Consider the following 2,288-nt stretch of genomic DNA (forward strand, 5'->3'; position numbering starts at 1 on the left):
GGTACCGGTACCGGTACCGGTGCCGGAATCGGTCCCGGGAGCGGTGCCGGCACCTGTGACGGAATCGGTCCCGGCTCCGGTCCTGGCCTCGGGGTCGGTGCCGGTGCCGGTGTCGTACGAGAAGCGGCAGCGTGCGTCCGCCGTGACCTCGACGCGGAGCAGCACCCGGTCGCCGGTCAGCGGCCGGGAGCGGGCCGCGTCCCGTTCGCGGTCCGCGTTCGCCGGGGCGAAACGGTGGACGAGCCGGGCCGTGCCGTCCGGCGCCCGCTCCAGACCGATCCACGCGTACGCGTCCCCGAGGACGACGAGCCCCGCGCGGGCCCCGGGCGCCATCGCGTCGAGCCGCAGCCCGACCTCGACGACCAGGGCCCCGGCGGGCAGCCGCTGGGTGAGGACGTGCGGCGCGTTTCGGAGATCGGCCGGCCGGTCCGACCGCACACAGCCGAGCCGCAGCCCGTCGCCCGTGTGCTGACTGGCCCAGCCCTCGCCCGGGTTGGCGGTCCACTGCCACTGCCTGCCGAACCGGCCGCCGGGAAACGTGTCGTCCACGGCCGGCCGCGCGGGCGGCTGCTCCGGCAGGTCCGGCTTGCGATGCACCCGGACCGGGGCTCCCTCGTCGCCGAGCACGGGCCAGCCGTCCGTGTCCCAGCGCATCGGCTGGAGATGGACGAGCCGGCCGTGCGCGCCCGACTGCTGGAAGTGCAGGAACCAGTCCTCGCCCGGCCCGGTGCGGACCCAGCCGCCCTGGTGCGGACCGTTGACGTCGGTGTCGCCCTGAGCGAGGACGATCCGTTCCTCGTACGGGCCGAGGAACGACCGCGACCGGAACGCGCCCTGCCAGCCGGTGGCCACGCCCCCGGCCGGGGCGAAGATCCAGAACCAGCCGTCGTGCCGGTACAGTTTGGGGCCCTCCAGGGTGAACCAGCCGGGGAGCAGGTCGGCGTCCACGAGGACCCGGCCCGCATCGAGGAGCCTCGTCCCGTCCGGGCTCATCCGGTGCCCGGTGAGCCGGTTGTTGAAGCCGGCGCGGGACTTGGCCCAGGCGTGCACGAGATACGCCTCGCCCGACTCCTCGTCCCACAGCGGGCAGGCGTCGATCAGGCCCCGGCCCGCCTTCACCAAATGCGGGGCCGTCCACGGGCCGCGTACGGAAGGCGCGTTGACCTGGTAGATCCCGTGGTCGGGGTCGCCCCAGAAGATCCAGAACCGGCCGTCGTGGTGCCGGAACGAGGGCGCCCAGACCCCGCGGTCGTGCTGGGGCTCGGTGAACGCGGCGGCCGGTTCGAGCCGCTCCAGGGCGTGTCCGACGAGCGTCCAGTTGACCAGGTCCCGGGAGTGCAGGAGTGGCAGCCCGGGGGCGCGGCCGAAGCTGGAGGCCGTCAGGTGGTAGTCCTCGCCGACCCGGACCACGTCGGGGTCGGACCAGTCGGCGGCGAGCACGGGATTGCGGTACGTACCGTCACCCAGGTCCCCCGTCGGAAGGGCGGCACCGGCCCCCGTCACGACGTCACCGCCTTGCGCACCAGTGCCGAGGCCCCGGCCCGGTCGAGGTGCCCGTCGGCGACGACGGTCACCACCCGCCGTACGAAGGTCTCCCCGGCGGCCACCGGAAGCCGCCCGGCGTGGGCGAGCGAGGAACCGACGCCCGGGTACTCGGCCGCCCGGACGAACCACGGGTCCTCACGGGTGCGGGCCGTCGCCCCGGCGAACACCAGGGTCCAGCCCTCGCCCGCGAGCGCCACCCAGTCCGCGCGTGCGCCGTGCACCGCCTCCTCGCCGTCCGCGCCCGAACCGTCGCCCGGCGTCCCGGCACCGAACACCACCGGCGCCGTCGCCTCCTTCGGCGCACGCCAGAAGAAGCCGCCGTACGCGGCGCCCGGCCTGCCGTTCGTCGCGGGGCTGCCGATCGACAGGTCCCGCCCGGACACGTTGGTGAGGGAGAAGGTGAGGTCGAGCGCCCAGGCCGCTTCGGTGAGCTCGGTGGCCGCCACCGTCCGGTGCTCGCGGAGCAGTCGCTCGCCCCCGGCCGTCCAGGTCAGCTCCTCCACGAAGCCGTCCGGGTCGCACAGCTTGAACCCGTCGTGCCGCTGCACACCGTGGTTGTCGAGCTCGACCGAGCCGCGGCCGCGGACGAAGGTGCGGCCGCCCCAGAAGTTGTGGCCGGCGACGTCGGGCACGGCGACGCCCACGCCGAGGTGGTGCGGATGGTCCTCGGGAGCCGTCTCGGTCACCGGCCGGCCGGCCAGGGTCGTGACCGGGTGGAGGTACGGCCGGCCGGTGACCGAGAC

General features: G+C 75.0%; 2 protein-coding genes. Both read right to left on the reverse strand.

Translation table 11 applies throughout. The features are described 5' to 3' along the window. The coding region (locus AOK00_RS24625; RefSeq protein WP_107097465.1) for a glycoside hydrolase family 43 protein at positions 1-1,503 on the reverse strand (1,503 nt) is incomplete at its 3' end. Beyond that, on the reverse strand, positions 1,500-2,288 hold a 789-nt coding region (locus AOK00_RS24630), incomplete at its 5' end, for a PmoA family protein (RefSeq protein ID WP_055602470.1). The genes AOK00_RS24630 and AOK00_RS24625, both read right to left, overlap by 4 nt.

The sequence above is a fragment of the Streptomyces aureus genome (genome assembly GCF_001418135.1).
GTDB lineage: Bacteria > Actinomycetota > Actinomycetes > Streptomycetales > Streptomycetaceae > Streptomyces > Streptomyces aureus_A.